20 protein-coding genes and 1 riboswitch are annotated in these 21,842 nt (G+C 60.4%); of the genes, 6 read left to right on the top strand and 14 right to left on the bottom strand.

Features of this window, described 5'->3' with window-relative positions:
- Positions 1 to 16: 16 nt before the first annotated feature.
- A complete protein-coding gene (locus BOA8489_RS14690; protein ID WP_093975051.1) occupies positions 17 to 940 on the bottom strand; it encodes a glycine--tRNA ligase subunit alpha in 924 nt (307 codons plus the stop codon).
- Positions 941 to 1,094: 154 nt separating this feature from the next.
- Between BOA8489_RS14690 and BOA8489_RS14685 the strand changes: the two genes are divergently transcribed.
- Positions 1,095 to 2,783, top strand: a complete 1,689-nt coding sequence (locus tag BOA8489_RS14685; RefSeq protein WP_093975050.1) for a serine protease — start codon at positions 1,095 to 1,097, stop codon at positions 2,781 to 2,783.
- Here BOA8489_RS14685 and BOA8489_RS14680 read toward each other — a convergent pair.
- From BOA8489_RS14680 to metZ, 6 genes are all read right to left on the bottom strand, one after another.
- Entirely contained in the window at positions 2,767 to 4,356 is a 1,590-nt protein-coding gene (locus tag BOA8489_RS14680) for a thiamine pyrophosphate-binding protein (RefSeq protein ID WP_245813870.1), read from the bottom strand. The two genes, BOA8489_RS14685 and BOA8489_RS14680, sit on opposite strands and share 17 nt — an antisense overlap.
- A complete protein-coding gene (locus BOA8489_RS14675) occupies positions 4,356 to 5,804 on the bottom strand; it encodes a TrkH family potassium uptake protein (protein ID WP_093975049.1) in 1,449 nt (482 codons plus the stop codon). The genes BOA8489_RS14680 and BOA8489_RS14675 overlap by 1 nt, the downstream gene beginning before the upstream one ends.
- A gap of 33 nt (positions 5,805 to 5,837) precedes the next feature.
- Positions 5,838 to 6,425: a DUF6151 family protein gene (locus BOA8489_RS14670; RefSeq protein WP_093975048.1), complete on the bottom strand. Its 588-nt coding sequence runs from the start codon at positions 6,423 to 6,425 to the stop codon at positions 5,838 to 5,840.
- A 53-nt stretch (positions 6,426 to 6,478) separates the two neighbouring features.
- On the bottom strand, positions 6,479 to 7,579 hold the full coding sequence (folE2, locus tag BOA8489_RS14665; RefSeq protein WP_093975047.1) for a GTP cyclohydrolase FolE2: 1,101 nt from the start codon (positions 7,577 to 7,579) through the stop codon (positions 6,479 to 6,481).
- 96 nt (positions 7,580 to 7,675) lie between these two features.
- Entirely contained in the window at positions 7,676 to 8,410 is a 735-nt protein-coding gene (locus BOA8489_RS14660) for a glutamine amidotransferase (RefSeq protein WP_093975046.1), read from the bottom strand.
- 110 nt (positions 8,411 to 8,520) lie between these two features.
- Positions 8,521 to 9,702, bottom strand: coding sequence for an O-succinylhomoserine sulfhydrylase (gene metZ / locus BOA8489_RS14655; protein WP_093975045.1), 1,182 nt, complete (start codon positions 9,700 to 9,702; stop codon positions 8,521 to 8,523).
- 52 nt (positions 9,703 to 9,754) lie between these two features.
- Positions 9,755 to 9,833, bottom strand: a riboswitch (SAM riboswitch).
- A 106-nt stretch (positions 9,834 to 9,939) separates the two neighbouring features.
- Here metZ and BOA8489_RS14650 point away from each other — a divergent pair.
- Together BOA8489_RS14650 and BOA8489_RS14645 are read left to right on the top strand one after the other, a co-directional pair.
- Positions 9,940 to 10,656 (top strand): glutathione S-transferase N-terminal domain-containing protein, encoded by a 717-nt coding sequence (locus tag BOA8489_RS14650; protein ID WP_093975090.1) that lies wholly within the window; start codon positions 9,940 to 9,942, stop codon positions 10,654 to 10,656.
- 29 nt (positions 10,657 to 10,685) lie between these two features.
- Complete coding sequence (locus BOA8489_RS14645; protein ID WP_093975044.1) at positions 10,686 to 11,015, top strand: PilZ domain-containing protein; 330 nt, start codon at positions 10,686 to 10,688, stop codon at positions 11,013 to 11,015.
- On the opposite strand, the gene BOA8489_RS14640 is transcribed toward BOA8489_RS14645, so the two are convergent.
- The 5 genes from BOA8489_RS14640 to BOA8489_RS14620 form a co-directional block, all read right to left on the bottom strand.
- Entirely contained in the window at positions 11,012 to 11,623 is a 612-nt protein-coding gene (locus BOA8489_RS14640; protein ID WP_093975043.1) for an inner membrane-spanning protein YciB, read from the bottom strand. The two genes, BOA8489_RS14645 and BOA8489_RS14640, sit on opposite strands and share 4 nt — an antisense overlap.
- 53 nt (positions 11,624 to 11,676) lie before the next feature.
- Positions 11,677 to 12,576 carry an EamA family transporter gene (locus BOA8489_RS14635; RefSeq protein WP_093975042.1) on the bottom strand — a complete coding sequence of 300 codons (900 nt, stop codon included), beginning with the start codon at positions 12,574 to 12,576 and terminating at the stop codon, positions 11,677 to 11,679.
- Positions 12,573 to 12,965 (bottom strand): GNAT family N-acetyltransferase, encoded by a 393-nt coding sequence (locus tag BOA8489_RS14630; protein WP_093975041.1) that lies wholly within the window; start codon positions 12,963 to 12,965, stop codon positions 12,573 to 12,575. The genes BOA8489_RS14635 and BOA8489_RS14630 overlap by 4 nt, the downstream gene beginning before the upstream one ends.
- 27 nt (positions 12,966 to 12,992) lie before the next feature.
- Positions 12,993 to 14,189 carry a signal recognition particle-docking protein FtsY gene (gene ftsY, locus BOA8489_RS14625; protein WP_093975040.1) on the bottom strand — a complete coding sequence of 399 codons (1,197 nt, stop codon included), beginning with the start codon at positions 14,187 to 14,189 and terminating at the stop codon, positions 12,993 to 12,995.
- Between the two features lie 66 nt (positions 14,190 to 14,255).
- The gene (locus tag BOA8489_RS14620) at positions 14,256 to 15,944 is read right to left on the bottom strand and encodes an NAD(P)H-dependent oxidoreductase subunit E (RefSeq protein WP_093975039.1); all 1,689 of its coding nucleotides are present in this window, start codon (positions 15,942 to 15,944) and stop codon (positions 14,256 to 14,258) included.
- Between the two features lie 136 nt (positions 15,945 to 16,080).
- Here BOA8489_RS14620 and BOA8489_RS14615 point away from each other — a divergent pair, with 136 nt between their 5' ends.
- Entirely contained in the window at positions 16,081 to 16,476 is a 396-nt protein-coding gene (locus BOA8489_RS14615; protein ID WP_093975089.1) for a hypothetical protein, read from the top strand.
- Here the strand turns inward: BOA8489_RS14615 and xseA are convergent.
- Positions 16,473 to 18,011 carry an exodeoxyribonuclease VII large subunit gene (gene xseA / locus BOA8489_RS14610; RefSeq protein ID WP_093975038.1) on the bottom strand — a complete coding sequence of 513 codons (1,539 nt, stop codon included), beginning with the start codon at positions 18,009 to 18,011 and terminating at the stop codon, positions 16,473 to 16,475. The genes BOA8489_RS14615 and xseA overlap by 4 nt on opposite strands.
- Positions 18,012 to 18,084: 73 nt before the next feature.
- Here xseA and purD point away from each other — a divergent pair, with 73 nt between their 5' ends.
- Positions 18,085 to 19,350, top strand: a complete 1,266-nt coding sequence (purD, locus tag BOA8489_RS14605; protein ID WP_093975037.1) for a phosphoribosylamine--glycine ligase — start codon at positions 18,085 to 18,087, stop codon at positions 19,348 to 19,350.
- A 28-nt stretch (positions 19,351 to 19,378) separates the two neighbouring features.
- Positions 19,379 to 20,770 carry an FAD-binding oxidoreductase gene (locus tag BOA8489_RS14600; protein WP_093975036.1) on the top strand — a complete coding sequence of 464 codons (1,392 nt, stop codon included), beginning with the start codon at positions 19,379 to 19,381 and terminating at the stop codon, positions 20,768 to 20,770.
- 66 nt (positions 20,771 to 20,836) lie between these two features.
- On the opposite strand, the gene BOA8489_RS14595 is transcribed toward BOA8489_RS14600, so the two are convergent.
- Positions 20,837 to 21,838, bottom strand: a complete 1,002-nt coding sequence (locus tag BOA8489_RS14595) for a DMT family transporter (RefSeq protein ID WP_093975035.1) — start codon at positions 21,836 to 21,838, stop codon at positions 20,837 to 20,839.
- Positions 21,839 to 21,842: the final 4 nt, after the last annotated feature.

The following is a 21,842-nucleotide window of genomic DNA, read 5'->3' as shown; positions in this document are numbered from 1 at the left end:
TGCCTGTTGATGCGCATCAGGCGGCCCCTGCGGCGTCGGTTTGCACGAAGGCGTCGGCGCAGGCTTTAGCGAGTGTGCGGACGCGACCGATATAGGCCTGGCGTTCGGTGACCGAGATCACGCCGCGTGCGTCGAGGAGGTTGAAGAGATGGCTGGCCTTGATGCATTGGTCATAGGCCGGGTGGGCCATGATAATTTTATGGCCGGATTTCGGGTCTGTGGCGTCCTGTTCAAGGATGCGGTTGCATTCAGCTTCGGCGTCTTTGAAGTGTTGCAGCAGCGTGTCGGTGTCGGCCACGTCGAAGTTCCAGCGCGAGTATTCCTGTTCGGTCTGTTTGAACACGTCGCCGTATTTCAGCGGGAACGTCGCGTCTGGCGCGTTGAAGGGCATCTCCATAACGTGATCGACGCCAAGCACATACATTGCGAGGCGTTCGAGGCCATAGGTCAGTTCGCCCGAGACCGGGTGGCAGTCGTGGCCTCCGACCTGTTGGAAGTAGGTGAATTGCGAAACTTCCATGCCGTCGCACCAGACTTCCCAGCCAAGGCCCCATGCGCCAAGCGTCGGGCTTTCCCAGTCGTCTTCGACGAAGCGGATGTCGTGGGCGGCCATGTCGATGCCGATGGCCTCAAGGCTGCCAAGATAGAGGTCCTGAAGGTCGGGCGGTGATGGTTTGATGATGACCTGAAACTGGTAGTAGTGCTGCAGGCGGTTCGGGTTTTCGCCGTAGCGCCCATCGGTGGGGCGGCGTGAGGGTTGTACGTAGGCTGCGGCCCAGGGTTTGTTGCCGAGCGCGCGCAGGGTGGTGGCCGGATGGAACGTCCCTGCCCCGACTTCCATGTCGTAGGGTTGCAGGATCGCGCAGCCGTTTGCCGCCCAGTAAGACTGAAGGCGCAGGATAATCTCCTGAAAGGACGTCGGGGTGTCGGCGGCGGCCATGGGGCGTGTCTCCGGGGCGTGAAAATCGCGTTCTCAATAGGCAACAGGCGACAGGTGGTCAATGAAGCCCGTGTCGCTTTTGACGTGCATGTCCCTGTGGCCTAGGTAAATACGTTGAAACGATGCGAACACGCCAGATGCGAACAGGTGAAATATGACGATTGTGATGCGGTTTATTGCGGCGACGGCCATGGTGCTTTGGGCTGGCGTTGTGCTGGCTCAGGGCAGCGCCTGGGTGCAGATTGAGGCACGCCCGACGGCGGGTGCGGCACAGGAGCGGGCCGAGTTCTACGCCGGCAGTCTGCCGGATGTGCAGGGCTATCGGTTGGCATCGGGGTGGTACGCGATTGCGCTGGGGCCCTATAGCGAAGTCGAGGCCGCCAGCGTTCTCAGTCAGTTACGGGCTTCGGGTCGTATTCCGCGCGACAGTTTTCTGGCCAATGGCGCCAATTTCCGCGGCCAGTTTTTTGCGGGTGAACCCGGCGCGGCCCCTGTTGAGACCGTTGCAGCGCCACTGGTCGCGGGCGAGGAGACCGAAGCTGACGCCCGCAGAGGTGAGCGGCTTTTGACGCGCGAAGAACGTGCGGAAGTTCAGATCGCCTTGCGATGGGAAGGTGTCTATACGGCGGGGATCGACGCGGATTTCGGTCCCGGCACGCGGCGTGCGATGGCCGCATGGCAGCAACAAAACGGTTTCGAAGCCACGGGCGTAATGACCACCAAGCAGCGTCAGGACATGATCGCGGCGTATCGGGCGGCGGTTGCGGCCCTTGATATGACTACCACTATCGAGCCGACGGCGGGCATTCAGATCGATCTGCCGCTTGGTCTGGTCGCATTTGACCGTTTTGAGCCGCCGTTCGCGCATTATCGTTCGACCACATCGGACGATGTTCAGGTTCTGTTGATTTCTCAAACGGGCGATCTTGCGACGCTGGCGTCGCTCTATGAGGTGATGCAGACACTTGAGATCGTGCCCCTGAACGGAGCGCGGGATTTGCGGCGCAATGACTTCACTCTGACTGGCGCCAACGACAAGATCATTTCGCATTCGTATGCGCGGCTCGATGGCGGGACGATCAAGGGGTATTCGCTGATCTGGCCAGCAAGCGATGCCAAGCGCCAGCGATTGGCGCTTCAGGCGATGCAAGAGAGCTTTTTGCCGACCGAAGGCGTGCTGCCCGATGACGCCGGCGCGGGTGTACAGGATATCGATCTGCTTGCCGGACTGGCAATCCGCCGCCCCGAGCGCGCGCGATCCGGGTTTTACGTGGATGCAACAGGCACAGTTCTTACGACGGCCTCGGCTGTAACCCAGTGTTCCCGAGTGACGGTTGGTGAAGATATCGACATGTCCGTGGGAGCGGTGGATGCCGCTCTTGGCGTTGCCTATCTGACGCCGCAACGCACGATTGCACCCCTTGCCGCAGCACAATTTGTGGGGCAAGAGCCTCGGCTGCAATCTGATATCGCTGTCGCAGGTTTCAGCTTTGGTGGCATTCTGACGGCACCTTCGCTGACTTATGGCACCTTCTCGGACGTGAAGGGGCTTGATGGCGATATTCGGGTTCAGCGCCTTGACGTGGACAGCCAGCCGAGCGACGCGGGCGGGCCGGTGTTCGAAGCGTCAGGCGCGGTCATGGGCATGTTGCTGGAGGCCGAAGACAGCGCGCGGCAGTTACCGGGCAGCGTGGCATTTGCCCTGGATTCCAGTGTTCTGGCCGAGTTCCTGGCAGCCAATGGCGTTGCGACACCGGCCAGCGTCTTCGATGGTGTGATGGCACCCGAAGATCTGACGCTCTTGGCGGCGGATATGACCGTGTTAGTTAGCTGCTGGAACTGATCTCGGGCGTTGCTACGATCACTGTTGGGCGGCCTGCGTTCAGGGCCTCCAGCGTGGCCTCGCAAAGCGCCTTGGTGGTTGTCGGCGCGGCGTAAGCGCACCGGTACGCCGTTGCGAGGTTTTCCCAGTCCGGGTTGAGCGCGTGGACGGCGTTCGGGGCAATCTGAGCTTCGACCATGTTGTCGCGGATTTCTCCCAAGGCTTGGTTGTCCCAGATGAGAATGGGAAGACTCAGGCCCAATTCTGCTGCAGTTCCAAGCTCTTGCATGGTGTATTGAAAGCCATAGTCGCCCGCGATGGCGAGGGTTGCACCGCCGGTAACAGCGCATCCGATGGCGGCAGGAAGCGCGTAGCCCAAAGTTCCAAAACCGACCGGGTGGTGCCAAAGACCGGCGGCTTGCATGTCCCATATTTCCTTTGCGGCATAGGCGAATTGGGTCATGTCCGAATAGATGCGCAGATTCTGCGGAAGGGCCGCGCGCAGGGCATCGCTTGCTGGCACGATGCCGGGCCGCGCAGTTGCGACGTCGCGGCTCCAGCGGGTGCGTGTGTCCGCAAGGGCCTTCGCATCCCATCCGCCTGCGTTCTCGTTTTGGCTCAGTTCGGCATTCAGACCACGTAAGAAGAGGTCGGCGTCCGCGCGGATCGCAAGGTCCTGACCAGTGCATTGGCCAAGCATTTCGGGATCGATATCAACGCGCACTATGGCGGCCTTTGCACCGCGGTTTGCCCGCCAACGGTCGGTTGGAGCCAGTTCGGTTCCCACGGCGACGATCAAGTCCGCCTCGCCAATGAGGGATTCCGCTCCGCTGTGCGCGAGGTGTGCGCCGAGAAAGCGCGGTGTGTCCGCACGGACGATGCCGCGGCCGGCATAGGTGACAAAGCTGGCGGCCTTGGTGCGGGCCAGAACGTCGGTGATTTGCTTTTGCGGGATGCGTTTCGCGCCGCCACCAAAGATGAAGAGCGGCTTTCGTGCGGTCTTCAGGTGGGCGGTGACCCGTGTCAGGTCGCTGGGGTTTGGGGCCAGTTTGCCGCCGATGTGGTGGCTGCGGGGCGCAGGTGGCGGCGGCGCGAGTGCGCCCATAACGCTGACCGGTATCTGGATGTGTTTTGGGCGTTGGCGGATCGTTTCGAACTCGGCAAAGGCGCGGTCAATGAGCGTATAGGCGGCCTCGGGGGATTGCGCTGTTTCGGACCAGTCGCACACGGTGCGGGCCGCGCCTTCCTGATCGCGCATCTGATGAAGTTGGCCGCGTTTGGCTGCGGTCTCATCAAGCACGGTCGAGATCACCAGCATCGGCACACTGTCGGAATAGGCCTGCCCCATCGGGGTCATGATATTGGTCAGTCCGGGGCCGGAGATCACGAAACACACGCCCGGCTTGTTTGTCGCGCGAGCGTATCCGTCGGCCATGAAGCCTGCGCCTTGCTCGTGGCGAGCGAGGACGTGGCGGATACCAGCGTCGTCGATGCCGCGGTAAAGCTCGATATTGTGCACACCGGGGATGCCGAAGATCGTGTCGACTCCACGCGCCGCGAGCATGGCGGCGATTTCAACTCCAAGGGGACGCATCAGGTTCTCCAGAAACGCGACGTGAAAAGGACCATGACCACCATCAGTTCAAGGCGGCCGACCAGCATTCCGACGATCAGCAGCCATTTCGCAAGATCGTTCAACGGTGCGAATGTGCCGGCCGGTCCGATAATGTCGCCAAGACCGGGACCGATATTGGCGATAGCCGCAGCGGCTCCGCTGATCGAGGTCATGAAGTCGAGACCGGTCATCGACAGGAGCACTGACAGCACACCGAGGCTGACGATGAAAAGCGTCAGGAAGGCCATGACGGAGGAAATCACGTCCTCGGTTATCGTGCGCCCGTCGTATTTCGGTTGGAACACCCCGTGGGGCGAGTGGATGCGACGAATTTGGTTCGAAATCGCGGCCATCAGGATTTGGTAGCGGAAGATCTTGATTGAACAGCAGGTCGACCCAGCGCAACCGCCGATGAGGCCGATGAAGAAAAACATTGCAATCGGGAAAGCCCCCCAAAGCTGGTAGTCGGTGCTGGCGTATCCTGTGCCGGTGATGATCGAGGTGATGTTGAACATCGCCTCGCGGATCGATGTGCCGAATGGCGCGTCCCAAGCGACCAGAAGATAGCCCGTGATTGACGTGACCAGAACCACGAGCACCAGCAGGAAAGCCCGCACCTGGCTATCTACGAAAAGCGGGTGTGACGCGCCGGCGAGGAGTTGCACGTAGCGCACGAAGGGCAAACTTGCGAGGACCATGAACAGGGTTGCGACGTATTCGGGCGCGCCGCTGAAAGCGCCGAATGAGGCGTCATGGGTCGAAAAACCCCCGGTCGCGACGGTTGTCAGGGCGTGATTGAGCGCGTCGAAGAATGGCATCCCGACGCCGAAGTAGGAAAACGCGCAGGCCGCCGTTAGGGTCACGTAGACAATCGAAATACGAGAGGCGATCTCAGCGGCGCGGGGCAGGACTTTGCCAGCCGTATCAAAGGCTTCCGAGCGGAAGATTTGCATACCACCCACCCGCAGTTCGGGCAGGAAGACCATGGCGACAACGATGATGCCGATACCCCCGAACCATTGCAGCATCGAACGCCACAAGAGAAGTCCCGCAGGCAGTTGATCCAGGCCCGTGAAAACCGTGGAACCGGTTGTGGTGAGGCCAGACATGGCCTCGAAAAAGGCGTCCGTCACTGTGGCGTTGGTTGCCCCTTGATGAAACGGGATGGCTGCGAAGATCGGCAGGGCCACCCAGACGGCAGTGGTCAGGATGAATGTCTGCTGGATTGTAAGGCGCTGGCCGACGCCGTTGGCGCAAGCCAGAGCCATCAGGCCCCCCGTCAGGATCGTCAGGATCGCGCTTTCCACGAACACGGCTGCATGCCCATTGCCGGCCCATATATCGACCGCCAGCGGCACGGCCATCGTGGCGCCCAGACTGGCCACAAGAAGGCCGATTACATAGCCCACTGGGCGAAGGTCGATCATGGGTCCGAGCCTTGTCGCGTCATGTGGGCCAAGTCAACTCTGGGCAGGCTGATCGTAGATGTGCGCACGTTCGTCATCGCTCATGTGTTGAACCTCTGTCACGGGCGTGCCGTCTGGCGCGCGGAAGGGGGATTTCCATGGACCGAGCGTGACAAAGGACGCCGCCGCACGCAACGCCATGCCCGTCATCACGCGGTTCATATTGCCCATGTCTCCTTTAATGCGCGGGGTCGCATGTTTCCGGTGCGCGTGGGCAAGGATTGGACCGATGGTCGTCGCATCCGGAAAACCTGCGGCTATGACACTGATATAAGGAATGAAACGCGAAGACAGCGTGGTGGCAATCGGTGTGTTGCAGCATCTGGCAAACCACCGCAGCCGGTCGCGTCCAGTGATATTGAGGCAAGCCAGGTGCTCTTTGCCCGAGACGAAGTCGAAACGTTCTGGCAGCGTTTGCACGACCTCTGTTCCGCCGGCGGGCGTAAGTATGTTCGCATGGTCGAGGTATCGGGCGAAGGCGCGGCAGTCCCTGCAATAGCAGACCACCCGCGCGGCGCTCGACAGGTTGAAGTTGATCACGACCTTGCCGCAATCACACGTCCAGCTTTGTGCCTTTGCCATTGTCGTGCCCCTCTCGTCGCAACTTTAGGCTGGACGAGAGGCAAACGAAAGCATCAACCGGTGTGGAACAGGGTTTCGAAGAAGCGTGGATCGAGACTGGTTGCCTCAAAGGTCTCGCCTTCGGTCAGGATTGACACGGCATCGTGGCTGTGAAGGCTTTCCTGATGGCTGGCCACCACGCGGAAGTCACCGATCCGCGCATCCGACTGAAGCTGCTCGGCAAAAAGTCGGGCGGCGTCTTCAACGAAGATCGGGTTCGCTGCATTCAATTCTGCAAAGGCCTGTTCGTCTTCGCGTTTCACCATAACTTGCGTTTCGGTCGGCACGGCGATCCGGCAGAGGCCGACGATGTCTTCGAACCAAAGCGTGTCTGCGCTTGGGTCGATCACCACCGAGAGACGCGCGACGGATCGTTGTGAATGTGGTGTCGCAAGCTGACCACGCGTGCGACGCGCGTGTTCGGAAAGTTCGAGCGAGCACGGGCAGGTCGACGAGTAGACATAGTCGAGATGCAGTACGCGGGTGCGCACTCCGGCCTTGTCCACAACTTCCAGCGCGAGGTCGTAATACTGCCATCCGGAAAGTCCTGAGCGCAGGCTTTCGATCTTCATCGGATAGGACAGGCGCATCTGGATACGGGCGTCGAAGCTTTCGAGATCGGTCTTGTAGTCATCGAGCGCGGCTTCGATCACTTCAAAGCTGAATTCCTCTTCGGCATGGGTGTAAAAGCTGCGCATAATGCGGCTCATGTTGATGCCTTTCTTATCGGCATCGAGGCTGACGGTGCCCGTCACCGAGGTTTCCAGCGTGCGCGGCGCCCCCGTGGTCGATCGGAATTGAACCGGCAGGCGGAAGTTCGAGATCCCGACGTGTTGGATCGCGCGATGCGCGCCTTTAATCAACGATTCCGGGCCGTTTTGCAGGTCGGGAAGACTCGCTTTGTAGGCCGTGTCGACATTGAAGTCCTCTGCGTATTCTCTTGTAAAAAAGGGATAATCTTCCGGAGCCGACGGCATCAGGCGCGCAATGGCAGGATCAAGCGTGTCGATTTCAGCAGTATCGGCCTCGCGCGCCCATTTGCGCAAGAGGGCCAAAGCTTCCTTCGCCTCATCCCGGGTTGGTTCGCGGTCAAAATCTGTGGAATGGACGTTCATGGCACTCTCTCCTTCAGGGGAACCGACTACATGGGGCCTTGTGCCCCGAGTTTCAGCCTGTTCACGTTCCTTTTACGCAGCGAGAGCGGAATTGGTTCATCCGTAGCGGCTAAAAAACCTGCGCAAGATGTCTGGCGGGGTCGAAACATCCGCCTCATAGACAGCCTGCGTCAGGCTGTCAGCCGCCTCTGGCGGGAAGTAGCCGCGGTGCTTATAGACGCGGATGCGTTCGGCAAAGACGTCGCCGTCGGCTTCGGGGTGAAACTGCGTGGCATAGACGTTTTCGCCGTGTCGGATCATCTGAAACGGGCAAGGCTCCGAGGACATGAGGTGCACGGTGCCCGGGGGTAAAGCCTGGACCGCTTCCTTGTGGCCGACCAGCACGTTGAAACCGCGCGGCAGGCCCTGCAGCAGCGGGTCGCGCGCGCCATCTTCGGTCACCTCGCACGCTACAGGTCCCACAGGTTCGCCGTATCGTGCCTTGGAAACCTCGCCGCCAAGATGGTAGGCCAGAATGCCGATGCCATAGCAACAGCCCATGAATGGAATGTCGCGCGCGGTGATTTCAGGCATCAAAGTCAACATGGCCGCTTCGGCGCGCGCTTCGTCGACGGATTTCTCCTCGGGCGCATCACTGACGCAACCAGGACCACCGCCGACGACCACGCCTGCGAAGTCATCAAGCGACAGACCTTCGGGCAAGCCGTCCCGTTCAAGTCGCACCCGAACCGCACGTCTGCTATCAAGCCCGCCCTTTTTCAGGATCGCCCGATATTCCCCATCGGCGGCCTCATCTTCTGGTCGGAGTTGCAATATCAAGAACGGCTTCATGTCGCACACATTCTATTCACCTTTTTAAAAATACCACGGGGGAGGCCGACAGGCCGGGGGCAGAGCCCCCACCGCGACGCGCATCAGCGCGGCGCAACACAGCCTTGCCTTCAAACAGCATCCAAAGCCTGCCGCAGATCGGCAACCAGATCATCAGCGTCTTCGATCCCGACACTCAGCCGGACCAGCCCCGGCGTGATGCCCAGTTCAAGACGCTGCTCTTCGCTGAGCCGCTGATGGGTCGTCGTCGCCGGGTGCGTGATGATCGACTTCGCGTCCCCCAGATTGTTCGAGATGGTCACGATCTCAAGCGCATTCAGCATTTTGAACGCAGCCGCCTGCCCACCCTTTACCTCAATCGCAACGACAGTCCCGCCGCGTTCAAGCTGCGCTTTGGCAATATCGTGCTGCGGGTGATCGGGCAGATCAGGGTAGATCACACGCGACAGCCGCGCGTCGCCTGAAAGCGCCTGCGCCACCTTCAGCGCTCCGTCGGCTTGCGCGCGCACGCGCAGGTCCAGCGTTTCCATGCCCTTCAACAAGACCCAGGCCGTGAAGGGGCTCATCGCGCCGCCGGTGTGCTTGAGGTAGGGTTCGACGGTCTTGCGGATGAAGTCCTTGGTGCCAAGGATCACGCCGCCCAGAACACGCCCCTGCCCGTCGATATGTTTGGTCGCGGAATAGACCACCACATCGGCCCCGAGCGAGAGTGCACGGCTGAAGACGGGCGTTGAAAAAACGTTGTCGACCACGACAAGCGCGCCCTGAGCATGGGCGATTTCCGCGACGGATTTGAGGTCGATGACCTCAAGCGTTGGGTTCGACATGCTTTCAAGGAATACCGCCTTGGTGTCGGGACGCACCGCGGCGCGCCATGCGTCCAGATCGGTACCGTCCACGAAGGTCACTTCGACGCCGTAGCGGGTCAGGATGTCTTCTAGGATGTAGAGGCAAGAGCCGAAAAGCGCGCGCGCCGACACCACATGGTCGCCGGCTTTCAGCATGGACGTCAAAGCGCCATTCACGGCCGCCATGCCGCTGGCAGTGGCAAAGGCGTCTTCCGAGCCTTCCAGCGCCGCAATACGTTCTTCGAACATGGCGACGGTTGGGTTGCCGTAGCGGGCGTAGATGAATTCATCCTCGCCCAGCTTTTCGAACCGCTGCGCCGCCTGTTCGGCGCTGTCGTAGACGAAACCTTGCGTCAGATAGATTGCCTCTGACACTTCGCCGTACTGGCTGCGCCGAGTTCCGGAATGCACAAGCTTTGTGCGGGTGTTCCAATCCTTTGACATGGGGACGCCTCCTTTCCAAATAAAAAGCCCCCACCGCGGAGCGCCGGGGGCGTGGGTCACGTCCCTGACCTCTTTAGCGGAATGTTTAACGTGGCCCGCAATCCGGTGAACAAATCGCCACGGTAGACTTTGGCTACTCTGCCGATGGGCGGGCGTCAAGATTTGAACTTGCCGGGCGCGTGCCTTGTCATTAAGCGAAAGGACCCCAATTCGCAGGGGAGCGTGCAAGGAAATGATATGACCCAACCGATCGATCTTTACTACTGGCCCACCCCGAATGGCTGGAAAATCACCATTGCTCTTGAGGAAATGGGACTGCCCTACACAGTGCATTTGGTGGATATCGGAAAGGGTGATCAGTTCGCGCCGGAATTTCTGCGAATTGCTCCGAACAACAGGATACCCGCGATCATTGACCCGGAAGGCCCCGACAGCGCGCCGGTTTCAATCTTCGAGAGCGGTGCGATCCTGCAATATCTTGCGCGCAAGACCGACATGTATTGCGGCGACACCGAACGAGAGCGCATCGCAGTGGATCAGTGGTTGATGTGGCAGATGGGTGGCGTGGGTCCGATGGCCGGGCAGAACCATCACTTTATCAAATACGCGCCCGGTCTGGAGACGCCTCAGGTGCTGCCTTATGCGCAGGACCGGTATCGCAACGAAACCTCGCGACTTTACCGGGTGCTGGATACGCAGTTGGCCCGAAATGAATATGTTGCCGGAGATTTTTACTCGATCGCCGATATGGCGATCTGGCCATGGGCGCAGAACTGGAAGGGTCAGGAACAAACGATTGAAGACAAACCGCATTTCGCGCGTTGGCTGGATACGGTCGGGGCACGTGGGGCAGTTCGCAAAGGGCGCGCTGTCGGGCAGGAACTGCGGGATCGCAAGCAAACGGCCGAAGAAAAAGCCGAGGCCAATCGCATCATGTTCGGCCAAACAGGCTGACGCTCAGAATTCCTTAACGCGTCGGCCTTATGCCAGCGCAGATGAAGGCGTTCCGACAAACCAACGACGACTACCGTCCGACACGTCGCAAGGTCTGCGTGACCGTGCGGCTTTTCGTCGATGGCGAGGACGTGGCGGCCACTCTGTTGTATATCTCGCGCGACGGCGCAAAGCTTAAGGTGCCTTACGCGGTACTGCCGGGAAGTGCTGTCGCGTTACATCTCCATGGGGCGAACGTCCCTGCCCTCGTTCAATGGTCGCACGATCAAAGAGTGGGGTTGCGGTTTCTTGACCGGTTGGAACGTGATGTGCTGGTTGCATTGGAAGGGCGCGACGATACCGATGACGTCTTTGGCTAGGTGGTCTTGTCGCTGTCGTCTTCGATGATGTGGCTTTGAAGGCTCATGATCTGCGTCCAAAGGAAGATGAACATCAGGATCGGGAATCCGAACGTTTCAATTTTTACCCATGCATCGGTCGACATGGTCCTCCAGATGACCTCGTTTGCGATGGCCAGTCCGGCGAAAAACAGCGCCAGTCGCGTTGTCAGCTTCATCCAGCCTTCGTCGCTCATCGGCAGGAACTCGGACATCACCCAGGCGAGGTATGATCGCCGCTGCAAAAGGCCGATTCCGAGGATGGCGGCAAAGAGACCGTAGACCAGCGTGGTTTTCATCTTGAAGAAGCGTTCGTCGTTGAACCAGACCGTGAGGCCTCCGAAGAGGATCACCATGACAGCCGTGAACACCTGCATCCGGCTGAGTTTTCCGGTGAGTTTCCAAAGGATTGCGATGCTGACCAGCAGGATTGGCACGAAGACACCGGCAGCGACGATGAAACCATCGTAGTCCGTGCCGCCAAGCGTGTAGGTCTGGTCGCGCATTTTAAGATAGGCGACGAAGAACAGCAGAGGCGGCCCAAGTTCGAGGACCTGCTTGACGACGGGGTTCAACTTTTTTTCTTCCATGGCGCTCACTTAACCTTGGCGGTGCGGCCCTGCAATGACGCCGGTTGAATTATTCATCCCCCAAGCTCTACCACGACGGCTCCCAATGCGATGAGGGCCATCAGGGACAAACGGCGCGGGCCGACTTTCTCGCCCCAGAAAAGGTAGGCAATGAGTGCGGCGAAGACGACGGACGTTTCCCGCAGAACGGCAGCTTCGCCAACCTTGTCGAGGCGCGTCGCGAGCATGATGCCACCGAAAGAGAATATCGCGACGATGGCGCCCGTGATGCCAAGTCTGAGCAGCGGCGTGAAGGGACGTGGCAGGCGGCCCTTCCGGTAGGCGAGGTAAGCGAGCGGGAAAGCGATGCCGTCGATGAGAAAGAACCAGGCGACAAACGTGAATGGGTCTGCTGTCGCCCGTATCACGAAGGCGTCCCAAGTCGTATAAAGCGCAACAAAGCCACCAGTCAGTACCGCAAGGCCAAGTGCCATCGGCAGTCGGGCACGGTCGGTCGTAGTGTGGCGCAAGTTATAGACCGCAAGGCCGAGGATGCCGGTGGCGAGCATGGCGACACCAAGCCATTGAACACGCGCGAAGCTTTCGTTGAAGAGAATGCCCGCGCCGATGACCGTGAACACGGGCCCGATACCCCGCACGACAGGGTAGACGACCGTATAGGCGCCGACAGAATAGGCCGATGCCTGGGCCAGTTTGTAGCCAATATGGATGATCCAAACGACCGCGAACAGTGGCCAGACCTCGGGTTCCGGCCAAGGCACCATGAAGAGCGCGAAGGGCAGCGCCATCAGGGCGTAGCAGCCATCGATGGCGGCCCGCGTGGTGTAAGGATCGTAACGACCTTTTTGCAGGGCTCCGAAAAGTGCGTGTAGAATGGCGGCCATCAACGCGAGGGCAAGCGCCATCTGTTTCCCGGCGTCGGTGCCTTCAAGAGAGATGAGCCACGCGCTCAAGGCAGGGTTCGCGCCATGCCATGCAGCGATTTAAAGCCGAATTTGGCATAGAGGTTTTCCGCACCGGGGCCCGCGATCAGGCTGATGTAGAGGTCCTTCGGCAGAGTTTCGCGGGCTTGAAGCAGAAGCTGCTCCATCACGCGCGCACCGAGGCCCTGACGTTGGAAGTCAGGGTGAATGGCAACGTCCGTTACCTGCGCAAAACAGCCACCATCACCGATGATGCGAGCCATACCTATCAAGCGACCTTCATGACGCAGCCAGACTGCCGTCAGTGTGTTGGCCAATCCAATACGCGCGTTTTCATCGGGAAAGGCACCCAATCCTGACGCATCGCGCAGGGCACAATATTCGCGCACCGTAGCGGCATCAGTGGAAAAGCTGAGCATGTTTCAGGCTGTTTCTTGGGGCGGTGTTCATTCGTCAAGACCCGTCAGGGCGGCGGCGAATTCGCGGGGGTCAAACGGGGCGAGGTCGTCGATTTGCTCGCCCACGCCGATGGCGTGAATGGGCAGGCCGAAGCGGTCGGCGAGTGCCACCAACACGCCGCCTTTTGCGGTGCCGTCGAGCTTGGTCATGACAAGGCCCGACACATCCGCGATTTTCTGGAAAATCTCGACTTGGTTCAGGGCGTTCTGACCCGTTGTTGCGTCCAGCACCAGCAATGTGTTGTGTGGTGCATCGGGGTCTTTTTTTCGGATCACGCGGACAATTTTTGCCAGTTCTTCCATGAGATCCTGGCGGTTCTGCAAGCGACCCGCCGTGTCGATCATAAGAAGGTCCGCTCCGTCGGCTTCGGCTTTGGTCATCGCCTCGAAGGCGAGGCTTGCCGGATCGGAGCCTTCGGGGGCGGTCATGACGGGCACGCCAGCCCGGTCGCCCCAGACCTGCAACTGTTCGACTGCAGCGGCGCGGAAGGTATCGCCCGCCGCGATCACGACAGTTTTGCCCGCGGCGCGGAATTGCGAGGCCAGTTTGCCGATCGTCGTGGTCTTGCCGGAGCCGTTGACGCCGACCACAAGCACGACTTGCGGGCGTTTCTGGTAGATCGGCATTGGCTTGGCGACCGGCTCCATGATGCGCGCGATTTCAGTCGCCATGACGTCTTTTAGCTCATCGGTCGAGAATTTCCTGCCAAGGCGGCCCTCGGCCATATTGGCGGCCACGCGCATCGAAGTTTCAACGCCCATGTCGGCGGAGATAAGCAAGTCCTCGATCTGTTCCAGCATGTCGTCGTCCAGCGTGCGACGAATGACGGTTTTTTGCTCGGGGCGCGAGAATAGGCGGTTTAGCAACCCGGGCTTGGCGGGCTCCGGGGCTGGTTGCGACGTCGGAGCCACTTCACGAATTCGCTCTGGCTCTGGCTCTGGCTCTGGCTCTGGCTCTGGCTCTGGCTCTGGCTCTGGCTCTGGCTCTGGCTCTGGCTCTGGCTCTGGAAGGGTCGCCTCAACTGGCTTTGAGTCAAGTGACGGTGCGGGATCGGCGATCGGCACGGGTGTCTCGATAGTGGCCTCTTCTTCAACGCCACCGTCTTCGACGATGGCATTGAGTCCCCCGTCGATCTTCGAAGACGACTTGAACAGCCGATCCTTTAATTTCTTAAAAAACGCCATGAAGCCTCCGCGCCACGTTTCCTCTCACCTAAGCGGTTGCGCGGAGAAGGAAAAGCCTTTGCGACCTCAGATTTCGTCCGGGAAGTGTTTGATTGTCAGACGGATCGGATTCGGGGCTGCCTGCCCCAGGCCGCAGATGGATGCATCGGCCATGGCCTGACAGAGGTCCTCGAGCAGTGGCTGGTCCCATGTGTCGGCCTGCATCAGCTTCACGGCCTTTTCGCATCCCACGCGACACGGGGTGCATTGGCCGCAGCTTTCGTCTTCGAAAAAGCGCAGCATGTTGAGCGCGGCGGCTTTGGCGCTGTCTTTATCGGACAGAACAATGACGGCGGCTGAGCCGATGAAGCTGCCAAGAGGTTGGAGCGTGTCGAAGTCAAGCGGCACGTCGTTGATGGACGCAGGCAAGAGGCCGGAGGACGGGCCGCCGGGTTGGTAGGCTTTGAAGGTGTGGCCGGGGGTCATCCCGCCAGCGGCTTCGATGATGTCGGTGATCGTCGAGCCAGCGGGGAGAAGGTGGACGCCGGGGTTTTGGACGCGCCCGGAGACGGAATAGGAGCGCAGGCCCTTGCGGCCGTTTTTCTCGACGCTGGAGAGAACTTCCGGGCCTTCGCGGCAGATGCGGGCGACCCAGTGGAGGGTTTCGACATTGTGGACCAGTGTCGGGCGACCGAAAAGGCCGACCTGTGCGACGAAAGGCGGGCGGTGGCGCGGCAGGCCGCGTTTGCCTTCGATGCTTTCGATCATCGCGCTTTCTTCACCGCAGATGTAGGCACCCGCGCCGCGGCGGACCTCGATATAGCCTGGGGCTGCGATGCCTGAGGCCTCAAGCGCTGCGATTTCTTTTGCGAGGATGTGAAGGACGGCGGGGTATTCGTCGCGCATGTAGATGTAGACGCGGGTCGCCTCGACGGCGGCGGCCGCGATGAGCATGCCTTCGAGGAAGAGGTGCGGCGTGCGTTCAAGGTAGTAGCGATCCTTGAATGTTCCGGGTTCGCCCTCGTCGCCATTAACCGCCATGAGGCGCGGGCCGTCGTAGGAGCGCACAAAGCCCCATTTGCGGCCAGACGGGAAGCCAGCGCCGCCGAGGCCGCGGAGGCCGGAGGCAAGAACGGTTTCTTCAACGGCGTCCCAATCCCCTGCCGCGCGGTGTTTGGCGAGGGCTTCGTAGCCACCGGCGGCGCGGTAGGCGTCGAAGGTTTCATAGGCAGGAATTTCGGCGTGGATGTCGCCCTCTTTCGCGGCGGCGAGCACGCTTTCGGGGGTGGCGTGGTCGATGTGCTTATGGCCGAGTTCAACGACGGGCGCTGTATCGCAGCGGCCCATGCAGGGCGCGCGCAGGATGCGGATCTTGGTTGGGTCAGCGCCGGTTTCGAGCGCGGATCTCAGCGCCTGCGCGCCAGCCAGTTCGCAGGAAAGCGAGTCGCAGACGCGGACTGTGAGCGCAGGAGGAGGTGTTTCGCCTTCTTTCACAACGTCGAAGTGCGCATAGAAGGTTGCGACCTCGTAAACCTCGGCTTGGGATAAGCGCAGTTCTTCGGCCAGCGCGCGCATGTGGGCGGCGGAGAGGTGGCCGTAGGAGTCCTGGATGAGGTGCAGGAATTCTATTAGCAGATCGCGATTGCGGGGGGCGTCGCCAAGCAGAGCCAGGACATCGGCGTGCGCGCCATCGTCAAGCTGGCGTCCTTTGGGCGTGTGACGACCTTTGCCGCGGCCTGATTTCCAAACGCCTTTTTTGCTTTCGTCCAACGACATGCCGGTTCCTCGGTTCTTCCCGTTTCGCAGTCACCCTAGACTGTCGGCGGGGGCTTGAGCGACGAAAAGCGACGTCTTGGCGCTGTTTTCGCATCTTGGATTGGCAACGCGTGACGCGGATGCGAAACATGGGGGCATGAGAGTATTGATTTTCCTGTTGTGCGCCCTGCCGGGCATGGGGTTTGCCGCTGATCGCCCGGTCTCACCGTTGGAATTCGAATCCATCGTGACGGGCAAGACGCTGTCGTATTCGACGCGCGGGATGGAATACGGAGCTGAGGAGTATTTCAACGGGCGGCGGGTGCGGTGGTCGTATCTGGACGGCGAATGCGAGGAAGGCGAATGGTATCCGTCGGGCGAGCAGGTTTGTTTTGTTTATGATGAACTTCCATCGCCTCAGTGCTGGCAGTTCTACATGCGAGACGGTCGGCTTTTGGCGCGGTTTGAGAACAACCCGGAAGCGACCGAACTTTATGAACTGGATCGACGAGATGAGCCGTTGATGTGTCTGGGACCGAAGATCGGGGTTTAGAACAGGCTACCTTGATCGGGCTTTTTCTTTCGTGATTTTGGCTTCGGTGCTGCGCCGTCCGGGGTGACGCTGACGCGGCCGTCTTTGAATTGAATTTCGAGCGACGCGGCGGATTTGGCGGCTTCGGCTCCGGTGACGATTGTTTCGCCTGCCCGCACAACCGAGTAGCCACGTTTCAGCGTTTCTTCGTAGCCGATAGAGCGTCGGAGGCGGTCGAGGGCGTCGATTTTTTCAGCGGCGCGCGCGAGGCGTATCGTGAAAGCAGCATCAAGTTTCGGCGCCAGAGCGTTGAAATCCTTGTATTGCCTTTCAAGCTTTTGGGTAATCGGCGCAGATCGAAGATGTAGTGCATTCAGGCGGTCGCGGCGGCGGTCAACGCCTCGGGTCAAGGCGGGACCAAGGCGGCGGGACCATTCATTCAGGCGCGTTTCTTCGGTCTTGATGCGCGTCCGCAAGGTGGCGGGACGCAGGGCGCGGGCAAACTCCGAAAGTTTGGCTGCGCGGCGTTCAACGGTTTGGCGAAGCACGCGGGGCAAGGCGTCGTCTGCGCGATCTAGCCGTTGCCGGGGTTCGTTCAGCAGGGCGTCGGCGCGGGGCAGGACACGGATCAGGTCTCGGAGTTTTTCTTTGCGGCGGCTGACAGAATTGCCGATGGCGCGGGAGATGCGCGCTTCTTGGGCGTCCGTCCATGCCATGAGATCGAGCCTGACAGGGACTGCCAGTTCAGCGGCGGCCGTCGGAGTCGGAGCGCGTTTGTCGGAGGTGAAATCTATGAGGGTGATATCGGTTTCGTGGCCGACAGCCGAGATCAGGGGGATATCGCTTTCGGCAGCGGCGCGGGCGACGATTTCCTCGTTGAACCCCCAAAGGTCTTCAATGGAGCCACCGCCCCGTGCGACGATCAGCAAATCGGGGCGTGGGAGCGCGCCGCCGGGGGTAAGTGCGTTAAAACCCCGGATCGCATTCGCGACCTGTGGGGCGCAGGCTTCGCCTTGAACGGCGACGGGCCAGATCAGTACTTTGCGGGGGAAGCGGTCGCGCAGGCGATGGAGGATGTCACGAATGACGGCCCCTTGGGGTGAGGTCACAACGCCAATGATTTCAGGTAGATAGGGAAGCGGCTTCTTGCGTGCCTCTTCGAACAGACCTTCCGCGGCCAGCTTTTTCTTGCGCTTTTCCAGCATCGCCATCAAGGCGCCCTCGCCCGCGACGGCGACGCGCACGGCGTTCAGCGCGAACTTTGAGGAAAAGCCGGAAGCGGTCATTTTGCCCTCCGCGATGACTTCCATGCCTTCCTCGGGCATGGTGCCCAGCCCCGAGACCTGCCCTTTCCATGTCATGCAGGACAGGACGGACTTGTCGTCCTTGAGATCGAAATAAAGGTGGCCTGAGCGCGCCAAGGTGACCCGGCCCACTTCGCCGCGCACGCGGACATATGACAATTCGCCTTCGATCAGACGGCGCACCGTACCGGCGATTTCCGAGACCGAAAATTCGGGGGCGTTGTCGCCGGGGGTGTCTTCGAAAAGGTCCATGGGGCCTCTGGCTTGTGCTTGCACTTCCAGGACCCTAGAACGCCTGAGAGGCGAGGTGAAGCGGAACATAGCGATGAATATTCTCATTCTTGGCGGCGGCGGACGTGAACATGCTCTGGCGTGGGCGGCGCTTCAAAACCCGAAGTGCGATGTGTTGATCGTGGCGCCAGGCAACGCAGGGATCGCCGAGATTGCGACCTGCGCGGATTTGGACATCAATGACGGCGCCGAAGTTGTGGCCTTTGCGGAAGAACACAGCATCGATTTCGTGATCATCGGGCCGGAGGCGCCTTTAGCGGCCGGGGTTTCGGATGATCTGCGCGCTGCCGGTTTTTTGGTGTTCGGGCCAAGTCAGGCGGCGGCGGAACTTGAGGCTTCGAAAGGATTTACCAAGGAGGTTTGCGATGCGGCGGGCGCTCCAACGGCGGCTTGGGCGCGGTTCGACGATGCGGAGGGTGCGAAGACCTATGTCCGTGCACAGGGTGCTCCGATTGTCGTGAAGGCAGATGGCCTGGCGGCGGGAAAAGGCGTCGTGGTCGCGATGACCGAGGCGGAGGCACTGGACGCGATTGACGACATGTTCGGCGGGGCTTTTGGCGCGGCGGGCGCGGAGGTCGTGATCGAAGAGTTCATGGACGGCGAGGAAGCGTCGTTCTTTGTGCTGTGTGATGGACTGGACGCTTTGCCGATTGGAACGGCACAGGATCACAAGCGTGTTGGCGAGGGCGATACGGGGCCGAACACCGGTGGCATGGGGGCATATTCGCCGGCGCCGGTGCTGTCCGATGAGGTGGCGCAGCGAACGATGGACGAGATCGTGCGGCCGACATTGGCGGAAATGGTGCGGCGCGGGACACCCTATCAGGGGGTTCTTTATGTCGGGTTGATGATTAAGGACGGCGCGCCCCGGCTGGTAGAATACAATGTGCGGTTTGGCGATCCGGAGTGTCAGATCTTGATGATGCGACTGGGCGCTCAGGCGTTTGATCTGATTCATGCCTGCGCCGAAGGGCGGTTGGCGCAGGCGCGTGTCACCTGGGCGGACGATCACGCGATGACCGTGGTGATGGCCGCGAATGGGTATCCCGGCGCCTATGAAAAAGGCAGCAAGATCAGTGGGCTGGACCGGATTGGGGAAGATAGTTTTCACATGGTCTTTCACGCAGGAACCAAGCGGGATGGCGACCGGGTGGTCGCAAGTGGCGGTCGGGTGTTGAATGTCACAGCGCGGGCTGCGACGTTGGAGGCTGCGCGCGAGGCGGCTTACCGGAACGTGGATTCTATAGACTGGCCGGATGGATTTTGTCGCCGTGACATCGGCTGGCGCGTGCTATCATAAGCCGCTCGGGCCTCAGGGGGAGGAAACCATGACAGCGGCATTGACGCGCAACGACTTCGGCATTGAAACGGCCATCGGCATTTTGAAACAGCAGTTTGGCGAGCGACTGCAAACGGGACTGTCCGTGCGCGAACAACATGGTCATACGACCACATGGATCGAAAACCAGCCCCCCGATGCTGTGGTGTTCGCGCGCTCCCGCGACGAGGTCGCGGCGATCGTGAACGTATGCGCGACACATAAAGTCCCGATCATTGCCTTCGGGACCGGCACTTCGCTGGAAGGTCACGTCAATGCCGCTGCTGGCGGCATTTGCATCGATGTAAGTCAGATGGACAAGATCGTTGCGGTCCATACCGAGGATCTCGATTGCGTCGTGCAACCCGGCGTCACGCGAAAGCAACTGAATGAATACCTGCGGGATCAGGGGCTGTTTTTTCCGATTGATCCAGGCGCGAATGCGTCACTTGGAGGAATGGCCGCGACGCGGGCCAGCGGTACGAATGCGGTGCGTTATGGCACGATGAAGGACTGTATTCTGTCACTGGAAGCCGTGCTGCCGAGTGGTCAGGTGATCCGCACAGGGCAGCGGGCGCGAAAGTCGTCGGCGGGTTATGATCTGACCCGATTGCTGATCGGGTCGGAAGGTACGCTTGGGATCATCACAGAAATGACGATCCGCCTGCATGGCATCCCCGAAGCGATGTCGTCGGCGACCTGTTCTTTCCCAAGCGTCGAGGCAGCTTGCAATGCGGTGATCGCAACGATTCAGATGGGAGTGCCAGTGGCACGGATCGAGCTGCTGGACGCGCTTCAGGTCAAGGCGTGCAATGCTTATTCAAAACTGAACCTGCCCGAGACGCCGTTGCTCTTGCTGGAGTTTCACGGCTCGGACGCTGGCGTTGCGGAGCAGGCAAAAACTTTCGGCGAGATCGCGCGGGATGTGGGCGGAACGGGTTTTGCCTGGACCACATCGCCCGAAGAACGCACGAAGCTTTGGCAGGCACGCCACGATGTGTATTGGGCCGCCCTTGCCTATCGGCCGGGTGCGGAGGTCGTGGCAACGGACGTTTGCGTCCCCATTTCGCGGCTTGCAGAATGCGTGACGAAGGCGCAGGCGAAAACCGACGAGTTGGGATTGGTCGCTCCGATTGTCGGGCATGTGGGCGACGGGAATTTTCACACCAGTCTGTTGGTAATGAAGGATGATCCGGACGAGATGGCGCGGGGGCGCGCCTATGTCAGTTGGCTGAACCAGACGGCTATCGCGATGGAAGGCACCTGCACTGGCGAGCATGGCATCGGTCAGGGAAAACGCGCCTATCTTGAAGCCGAGCTTGGCGCTTCGACCGACGTGATGCGGGCGATCAAAGTTGCGATTGATCCGGATAACATCATGAATCCCGGCAAGATCTTCTGAAGACTGCTGCGAATGCGAGAGAGTGACCAAGAGCGGTTTGCAGTGGTTGAGTGACCACGCGGCGCACTACCTGCGTTGCTGTTTCAGAGCGAGAGCTTCGTATCCCGGTAGCACACGATCCGAACGCGCGCGCAGCATTGCGCTGATCCGGGGCGTCGTTCCGGTTTCAGCGCGCGACCGTGTGTGCAGGACGGGCGTGTTGTTCGACTTGCCGCTCATGCTTTCGCGCAAGACGACGTAAACCCCTGCCAGAACGATAACGCCCGCTCCGATCCAGGTGAATCGATCGGGGAATTCGTTGAAAAATGCGGCTCCGAAAACGGCGGCCCAGATGATCTGGCTGTACTGCATAGGCGCAACGATCGCGGCGTCGCCCGAACGGTAGGCCAGAATGGTGCACAGCGCGCCGATGAACCCGAAAACCGCGACAATCGCCAGCAGGCCAAGGTGTTCAATCGGCATGGGTACGTAAACAAAGGGCAAGATCATGCCCATGATCGCCACATTGGCCAACATGGGATAAAGCATCATCACAGCGCTGCGTTCTTCGGCTCCGATTTTACGCGCAATGACGGAGGAAAGCGCGCTGCCAGCCGCCGCCGTCAAGCCTGCGACATGACCCAGCGTGAAGGCTTCCGCACCGGGTCTGAGGACGATCAGCACGCCCAGAAGACCGATTGCGACCGCCGCCCAGCGGTGCGTGCCGACTTTCTCGCCCAGCATCGGGATCGACAATATGGTGATCAGGAGCGGGGCCGCGAAGATGAAGGCATAGACCTGCGCCAGAGGCAGAACGGAAAAGGCATAGAAGGCCGAAACGCCGGTGATCAGAGCGGCTGCGGTGCGCGCAAGAACCCACCAGGGATGCACTGGACGCAGGGTGCCGGGGGTCTTGTCGGATATCAGCATCAGCGTCGCGACTGGAAAACCGAGCAACGCCGAAAAGAAGAGGATTTGAAACGGTGCGTAGCTGCCGCCCAGCACTTTGATCACGACGTCATGGGTCGAGAACACGGCAAAACCGGTCAGCGCGAAGGCCACGCCCCTGAGATTTGACTTTTCAACCATGGCT

The organism is Boseongicola aestuarii (assembly GCF_900184815.1).
Classification (GTDB): domain Bacteria; phylum Pseudomonadota; class Alphaproteobacteria; order Rhodobacterales; family Rhodobacteraceae; genus Boseongicola; species Boseongicola aestuarii.
The sequence above is the reverse complement of the archived record's forward strand: the minus strand, read 5'-3'. Positions and strand labels throughout refer to the sequence as shown.

Coding starts and splice junctions, on each gene's coding strand:
- BOA8489_RS14630 (WP_093975041.1), bottom strand. CDS start 12,965: ATGCTCAGCTTTTCCACTGATGCCGCTACGGTGCGCGAATATTGTGCC.
- ftsY (WP_093975040.1), bottom strand. CDS start 14,189: ATGGCGTTTTTTAAGAAATTAAAGGATCGGCTGTTCAAGTCGTCTTCG.
- BOA8489_RS14680 (WP_245813870.1), bottom strand. CDS start 4,356: ATGCGTCCCCTTGGAGTTGAAATCGCCGCCATGCTCGCGGCGCGTGGA.
- BOA8489_RS14660 (WP_093975046.1), bottom strand. CDS start 8,410: ATGAAGCCGTTCTTGATATTGCAACTCCGACCAGAAGATGAGGCCGCC.
- metZ (WP_093975045.1), bottom strand. CDS start 9,702: ATGTCAAAGGATTGGAACACCCGCACAAAGCTTGTGCATTCCGGAACT.
- BOA8489_RS14690 (WP_093975051.1), bottom strand. CDS start 940: ATGGCCGCCGCCGACACCCCGACGTCCTTTCAGGAGATTATCCTGCGC.
- BOA8489_RS14650 (WP_093975090.1), top strand. CDS start 9,940: ATGACCCAACCGATCGATCTTTACTACTGGCCCACCCCGAATGGCTGG.
- BOA8489_RS14670 (WP_093975048.1), bottom strand. CDS start 6,425: ATGGCAAAGGCACAAAGCTGGACGTGTGATTGCGGCAAGGTCGTGATC.
- BOA8489_RS14685 (WP_093975050.1), top strand. CDS start 1,095: ATGACGATTGTGATGCGGTTTATTGCGGCGACGGCCATGGTGCTTTGG.
- BOA8489_RS14640 (WP_093975043.1), bottom strand. CDS start 11,623: ATGGAAGAAAAAAAGTTGAACCCCGTCGTCAAGCAGGTCCTCGAACTT.
- BOA8489_RS14645 (WP_093975044.1), top strand. CDS start 10,686: ATGCCAGCGCAGATGAAGGCGTTCCGACAAACCAACGACGACTACCGT.
- BOA8489_RS14615 (WP_093975089.1), top strand. CDS start 16,081: ATGAGAGTATTGATTTTCCTGTTGTGCGCCCTGCCGGGCATGGGGTTT.
- BOA8489_RS14675 (WP_093975049.1), bottom strand. CDS start 5,804: ATGATCGACCTTCGCCCAGTGGGCTATGTAATCGGCCTTCTTGTGGCC.
- purD (WP_093975037.1), top strand. CDS start 18,085: ATGAATATTCTCATTCTTGGCGGCGGCGGACGTGAACATGCTCTGGCG.
- BOA8489_RS14600 (WP_093975036.1), top strand. CDS start 19,379: ATGACAGCGGCATTGACGCGCAACGACTTCGGCATTGAAACGGCCATC.
- BOA8489_RS14595 (WP_093975035.1), bottom strand. CDS start 21,838: ATGGTTGAAAAGTCAAATCTCAGGGGCGTGGCCTTCGCGCTGACCGGT.
- xseA (WP_093975038.1), bottom strand. CDS start 18,011: ATGGACCTTTTCGAAGACACCCCCGGCGACAACGCCCCCGAATTTTCG.
- folE2 (WP_093975047.1), bottom strand. CDS start 7,579: ATGAACGTCCATTCCACAGATTTTGACCGCGAACCAACCCGGGATGAG.
- BOA8489_RS14620 (WP_093975039.1), bottom strand. CDS start 15,944: ATGTCGTTGGACGAAAGCAAAAAAGGCGTTTGGAAATCAGGCCGCGGC.